Source organism: Mesorhizobium sp. M7A.F.Ca.CA.001.10.2.1 (assembly GCF_003998575.1).
Classification (GTDB): Bacteria; Pseudomonadota; Alphaproteobacteria; order Rhizobiales; family Rhizobiaceae; genus Mesorhizobium.
Window position 1 is genome coordinate 1 of the sequence record NZ_RZQY01000311.1, and the last position, 6,755, is coordinate 6,755.

Annotated in this window: 4 protein-coding genes; 1 reads left to right on the forward strand and 3 read right to left on the reverse strand. The window is 63.2% G+C overall.

The genetic code is table 11. The features are described from left to right. On the forward strand, positions 1-389 hold a 389-nt coding region (locus EN964_RS19845; protein ID WP_281059561.1), incomplete at its 5' end, for a transaldolase family protein. A gap of 71 nt (positions 390-460) precedes the next feature. Here EN964_RS19845 and EN964_RS19850 read toward each other — a convergent pair. The 3 genes from EN964_RS19850 to leuS form a co-directional block, all read right to left on the reverse strand. Then, positions 461-3,145 carry a DNA translocase FtsK gene (locus tag EN964_RS19850; protein WP_127270487.1) on the reverse strand — a complete coding sequence of 895 codons (2,685 nt, stop codon included), beginning with the start codon at positions 3,143-3,145 and terminating at the stop codon, positions 461-463. 310 nt (positions 3,146-3,455) lie between these two features. Next, positions 3,456-4,034: an LPS assembly lipoprotein LptE gene (lptE, locus tag EN964_RS19855; protein WP_127269446.1), complete on the reverse strand. Its 579-nt coding sequence runs from the start codon at positions 4,032-4,034 to the stop codon at positions 3,456-3,458. Next, positions 4,021-6,645: a leucine--tRNA ligase gene (leuS, locus tag EN964_RS19860; RefSeq protein WP_127269445.1), complete on the reverse strand. Its 2,625-nt coding sequence runs from the start codon at positions 6,643-6,645 to the stop codon at positions 4,021-4,023. Before leuS ends, lptE begins: the two co-directional genes overlap by 14 nt. Positions 6,646-6,755 lie beyond the last annotated feature (110 nt).

Genomic DNA, 6,755 nt, shown 5'->3' on the forward strand with positions numbered 1-6,755 from the left:
GTCTCAAGGCCTGCAAGACGATCCGCACCGAGATGAACCGCCTGGTCAACGTCACGCTGTGCTTTTCGGCCAACCAGGCGCTGCTGGCGGCCAAGGCCGGTGCCTCGTTCATCTCGCCCTTCGTCGGCCGCGTCGACGACATCGGCATCGACGGCATGGAGCTGATCCAGGAGATCAGGCAGATCTACGACAATTACGATTTCCAGACTGAGATCCTCGTCGCTTCGGTGCGCACCGTGAACCACGTCAAGCAGGCGGCCCTCATCGGCGCCGATGTCGTGACCGCCCCCCCGGCGACCCTGAAGGCGCTGGTCAAGCACCCGCTGACCGACAAGGGCCTGGAACAGTTCCTCGCCGACTGGGCAAAGACCGGCCAGAAGATCGGCTGAGGCCAATGCGCTTGTGGTGAAAAAGGCCGGGTAACCGGCCTTTTTTATGTGCGCTTCAAGCGGGCTGCCGATCAGTCCGCGCCGTCATCCTCGGGCGCGCTCGCCGGCGGGCGCCGGCCCATGATGATTTCGCGTTTGCCGACATGGTTGGGTGCGCCGACCAGGCCTTCCTTTTCCATACGCTCGACCAGGGACGCGGCGCGGTTGTAGCCGATGCCGAGGCGGCGCTGGATGTAGGACGTCGAGCACTTCTTGTCGCGCACCACCACCTTCACCGCCTCGTCGTAGATCGCATCACTGTCTTCGGCTGCGACGGATCCCTTGTCGAAGACCGCGCCCTGGTCTTCTTCGATTTCTTCCTCGTCCTCGTCGGCCGTCACGGTTTCCAGATATTCAGGGCGCCCTTGCGCCTTGAGATGCGCGACCACATGCTCGACCTCGGCGTCGGAAACAAACGGCCCATGCACGCGCGAAATGCGCCCGCCGCCCATCATGTGCAGCATGTCGCCCTGGCCAAGCAATTGTTCGGCGCCCTGCTCGCCCAGGATGGTGCGGCTGTCGATCTTCGATGTCACCTGGAAGGAAATCCGGGTCGGGAAGTTGGCCTTGATCGTGCCGGTGATGACGTCGACCGAGGGGCGCTGCGTTGCCATGATCAGGTGAATGCCGGCAGCGCGCGCCATCTGCGCCAGTCGCTGGATCGCGCCTTCGATCTCCTTGCCGGCGACCATCATCAGGTCGGCCATCTCGTCGACGATGACGACGATGTAGGGCATCGGCGCGAGGTCGATTTCCTGCTGTTCGAAAAGCGGTTCGCCGGTGCCCTTTTCGAAGCCGGTCTGCACGGTCATGACGACGGTTTCGCCCTTGTCGCGGGCTTGAGCGGCACGCTCGTTGTAGCCGTCGATGTTGCGCACACCGAGCCGCGCCATCTTGCGATACCGGTCTTCCATTTCGCGCACGGCCCATTTGAGCGCCGTGACGGCTTTCTTGGGATCCGTGACGACGGGCGTCAGAAGATGCGGGATGCCGTCATAGACAGAGAGTTCGAGCATCTTGGGATCGACCATGATCAGCCGGCATTCTTCCGGCTTCAGCCGGTAGAGCAACGACAGGATCATGGTGTTGATGGCGACCGACTTGCCGGAGCCGGTGGTTCCGGCCACGAGCAAATGCGGCATCTTCGCCAGCTCGGCGATAACAGGCTCGCCGCCGATCGTCTTGCCGAGACAAAGCGCCAGCTTGCAGCTGGTCTTGCGGAAGCCTTCCGATTCGATCAGCTCCCGGAAATAGACGGTTTCGCGCGTCTCGTTCGGGAGCTCGATGCCGATGACGTTGCGGCCAGGCACGACGGCGACGCGCGCCGAAATCGCCGACATGGAGCGGGCGATATCGTCGGCAAGCCCGATGACGCGAGAAGATTTGACGCCCGGCGCCGGCTCGAACTCATAGAGCGTGACCACCGGGCCTGGGCGAACATGAATGATCTCGCCGCGCACGCCGAAGTCCTCGAGCACGCTTTCCAGCAGATCGGCGTTCTGCTCGAGCCGCTCCTGCGACATGTAGAAGCCTTGTCCCTCCGGTGGCTGCTGCAACAGCTCTTCCGAGGGAAGCTCATAGGGATCGCCCGCGGTTGACAGCACGACCTTTCCAGCCCCAGGCAAGCGCGCGGAGCGGGCGGCAACGGCCCTGGCAGGGACGTTCACACTTGGCGCGGCCGACGCGGAAACGGCGTCGCTTTTGGCGGCTGGGATTGCGACAGGCTGGACCGGCGACGGCGCATCGCTCGCCGGCACGCCGGGTTGGGCGACGGCCTGGTTCGAATTGGCCGGCCAAGCATCCGGCAACGGCTTCAAGGCCTGGCCCGGAAGGCAGTCGATGACACGAAACAATGCGGTGGCATCGGTCCCTGGGCGAATATCGATCGGCGTAGCGGTGACTGGCGCCACGGCGAGCGATGCAGGCGACGCTGGACCGGTCTGCCGGGCCGGCGACGAAACGTCGACCAGATAGGGGGCCATGGCCTCGAAGAAGGCATGATCCGAAAGATACGGCCAGCGCAGCCTTTCGGAAGTGGTCGTTTTGATCGGGCCGCCCGGAGCAACGGACGCACGCGCGGATGCCTGCCCCGTCGCGGCCGTCCTCGGCGGCATCGGCGCAACGGCTGGCACCTTCTCCCTGGCGCGCCCCGCGGCAACAAAAGCAGCAGCCGGCGGCAGTGGCCCTTGCGTGGCGTGGCCGGCCAGCGGCTGGGAAGCAGGGCTTTTCACCGAAGCCGGCAATGCCAGGAGCGAAGGCGCGGAGGACGCCCCTTTGATCATGGATTGCGCAACGGCTTGCTCTGCTGGGCGAGTCGCGGCGTGTTCGACAACACGCTCGTGCTGCGGACGATGCTTCCTGGCCTCATAGTCCGGCGTGCGTGTAAAACGCACGTTGGGTGCAAGGAAGAAATATTCCTGCCAGGCAGGGCTCTCGATATCGCCGATTTTCGAAAGCGTGTCGTCCGAGCCACCCCGCGGCTCCATATAGGGCCGCTTGTTGCCACCGAGATCGACCACCGGCGCTGAATAGCCGGCCTGGCGTGTGGCGGGCTGCCGGCCGCCCGGCTCCTTGCGAGCCGGACGATCAAGGTCGCCTGCCGCAGAAGAACCTCGCTGACCACCCCTGTCGCCGATGCTCTCGGAGCGCTTCCCCTCGGGATCATCAGGCGATGCGGCCGTCGATAAATTGACCCGGGAAAAACGCTTGGCTTCCATTCTCAAGACTCACTCTGAAATGTCTGCCGAGCAATAGGGAGCGAGTGGTTAACAGTTGCTTCCCGGATGGATCGCCGACCATCCTGGGCACCAAAATCTTCGTGGTAATCGGCGAGCGACACGGCACGATCGTCGTCTCGCCGCATCCACGCCGGTGGCGCGATCTACTCGCCGTGCCGCAGCAGCTCGATGGGTATCTTCGGACAATCCCTGTTCGGAATCTGGCTCTGTTCGAGAATCTGGTCATGATCCCGCGATCACCCCATCATGCCTGGGGCGCCGGACCGTTTCCGTGAAGCGATGAGGTGCGCTAGCCGGTCTTGCCGTGCCGGACAAGGTCCTGGGCAATGGACAGCTGCAGCGCTTCCGCCAACTCTCGCGCAGCGCGATTCTCGGCGTCGATCTGCGCCCGGTATGCGGCGAATTCCTGACGCGGCCTGTCGAAGGACGAGGTGATCGAACGCTTGCCGGATGCGATCACCACGCCGGTCTTCGCATCGGCCAGCGTATAGCTGCCGGTCAGCGTCACGGAACCGGCGGTCGGTTCGTCTTCATCCGTTCCGACCTGCACGAGTGCCGCGGACTCGACCGCTTCGGTCACGCCGAGATTGAGCGAATAGACCGGCGAGGCCGGCTCGCCGGCGCCTCGTCCAAACCCGAAAATCAGATTGTTGCGCACCTGTTGGCCGTAACGCGTATTGACCGGCTTGATGCCGATCAACGCCAGTTCGGCACTGGCACTGGCCTGCGAACCCGACAGTGGCGCGCTCGAATAGAGCGGCCGCACCGTGCAGGCCGAGACAAGCGCGAGCGAACCTATCAGGCCGGCAAGCGCAATGCGGCGCAGCAAATGGTTCAACTCTGTCTTTTCCCGATCAGGCAACGACATTGACGATCCTCTGCGGCACGATGATCACCTTGCGCGGAGCCTTACCTTCAAGTGCTTTCTGCACGAAGTCGAGAGCCAATACCGCTTTTTCGACCGCACCTTGGTCCGCGTCGCGGGCAATTGTCAAATCCCCCCGCTTCTTGCCGTTGACCTGTACCGGATAGGTGACTTCGTTGTCGACCACCAGCGCCGGATCGAAGACCGGCCAGGGCCGTTCGGCAACGAGATCGGTGCCGCCAAGCGTTGCCCAGCACTCCTCGGCCAGATGCGGCATGATCGGCGCGATCAGATGCACGAGAATCTCCACCGCCTGCCGACAGGCGCCTTTCAGCGCTGCATCGGCCTTGCCTTCGGCCACCTCGTTGAGCGGCGTGGTCAGCGCGTTGGCCAGTTCGTAGATGCGGGCGATGGCGCGGTTGAAAGCGAGCTTCTCGATATCCTCTCCGACCGCCTTCAGGATCTTGTGCGCGGCCTTGGAAACCACCGCGGCCTCGCCGCTGCTGGCCGCTAAGGGCTTGATGCCGGCCAGTGTTTCGGCCGCCGTCGACACCAGGCGCCAGATGCGCTGGATGAAGCGATGCGCACCGGCAGCGCCATCGTCGGTCCACTCGACATCGCGCTCGGGAGGAGAATCGGACAGCATGAACCAGCGCGCCGTATCGGCGCCGTAGCCATCGGTGATGTCTTCCGGGCTCACCGTGTTCTTTTTCGATTTCGACATCTTTTCCAGCGGGCCGATGGTGACGGCCTCGCCGGTGGCGATGTCGATGGCGCTGCGCTTGCCGTCGACGTCCTCCAGCCGAACTTCGGTGGGCGCCAGCCAGCGGCCATTCGATGCCGAGCCGACGCGATAGGTTTCGTGCACCACCATGCCTTGCGTGAACAGGCCCTTGAACGGCTCGGCCAGATCGACATGGCCGGCCTCGCGCATGGCGCGGGTGAAGAAGCGCGAATAGAGCAGATGCAGGATCGCGTGCTCGATCCCGCCAATATACTGGTCGACCGGCAGCCATTCGTTGGCCGCCTTGGGATCGGTCGGTTCATGCGCCCACGGCGCGGTGAAGCGGGCAAAGTACCACGACGAATCGACGAACGTGTCCATCGTGTCGGTTTCGCGCCGCGCATCCCTGCCGCATTGCGGACATTTCACATGGCGCCATGTCGGATGCCGGTCGAGCGGATTGCCCGGGCGATCGAAATCGACATCGTCGGGCAGCTTCACCGGCAGGTCCACCTTCGGCACCGGCACCACGCCGCAAGCCTCGCAATGGATCATCGGGATCGGGCAGCCCCAGTAGCGCTGGCGCGAAATGCCCCAGTCGCGCAGGCGGAAATTCACCTTGCGCTCGGCCATCGGCCGGTTGCCGATGGTCTTCTGCTCCAGCAGTTTGGTGACTTCGTCGAAAGCCTGATCCGGCTTCATGCCGTCGAGAAAGCGCGAATTGATCATCACGCCGTCATCGACATAGGCTTCGTCGATGATCTGGAACGTCGCCGGATTCTCGCCTTCCGGCATCACCACCGGAATCACCGGCAGGCCGTATTTGTTGGCGAAGTCGAGGTCGCGCTGGTCGCCGGACGGACAGCCGAAAATGGCGCCGGTGCCGTATTCCATCAAAACGAAATTGGCGACATAGACCGGCAGCGTCCAGTTGTCGTCAAACGGATGGACGACGCGGAGGCCGGTGTCGAAACCCTTCTTCTCAGCTGTCTCCAGCGCCGCCACCGAGGTGCCCATATGGCCGATATCCTCAATGAACTTCGCCAGCGCCGGATTGTGCGCAGCGGCCTTCTTGGCCAACGGATGATCGGCGGCGACAGCCATGAAGGAAGCGCCGAAGATGGTGTCGGGCCTTGTCGTATAGACTTCCAGCTCATGCTCGCCACCAGAGGCGTCGGCCAGAGGCCAACGGATCAGCAGGCCTTCCGAGCGGCCGATCCAGTTCTGCTGCATCAGCTTCACTTTTTCCGGCCATTCGTCGAGGCCGTCGAGCGAATCCAGCAGATCCTGCGCGAAATCGGTGATCTTGAAGAACCACTGCGTCAGCTCGCGCTGTTCGACCAGCGCGCCCGAGCGCCAGCCGCGCCCGTCGATGACCTGCTCGTTGGCGAGCACCGTCATGTCCTCCGGATCCCAGTTGACCTTGGAGGATTTGCGCGTCACCAGCCCCTTCTCGACAAAATCGAGGAACAGCATCTGCTGGCGGTGGTAATAGTCGACGTCACAGGTGGCGAATTCGCGCGCCCAGTCCAGCGACAGCCCCATGACCTTGAGCTGCTCGCGCATGGTGGCGATGTTCTGGTAGGTCCACTCCTTGGGATGGACCTTGTTCTGCATCGCCGCGTTTTCGGCCGGCATGCCGAAGGCGTCCCAGCCCATCGGGTGCAGCACGTTGAAACCCTTGGCCCGCTTGTAGCGCGCCACCACGTCGCCCATCGTGTAATTGCGGGTATGACCGATATGGATGCGCCCCGACGGATAGGGGAACATCTCCAGCACATAGTATTTCGGGCGCGGATCGTCATTGTGCGCTTCGAACAGCTTCTTGGCGTCCCAGGCCTTCTGCCATTTGGGCTCTGACGCGCGCGGATTGTATCGTTCGGTTGCCATGGGACGTTTTTCACTTAAAAGCATGCGCGAACTGCGGGCGACGGCTCGGCAGTTCAGGGAATGTGGTCCGGGTGTTCACCATGGTTTGGCAAACCCGTCAACCATATGGG

What these genes read in the sequence shown, in the direction of transcription:
- EN964_RS19850 (WP_127270487.1), bottom strand. Translation starts at nt 3,145, where the DNA reads ATGGAAGCCAAGCGTTTTTCCCGGGTCAATTTATCGACGGCCGCATCG.
- lptE (WP_127269446.1), bottom strand. Translation starts at nt 4,034, where the DNA reads ATGTCGTTGCCTGATCGGGAAAAGACAGAGTTGAACCATTTGCTGCGC.
- leuS (WP_127269445.1), bottom strand. Translation starts at nt 6,645, where the DNA reads ATGGCAACCGAACGATACAATCCGCGCGCGTCAGAGCCCAAATGGCAG.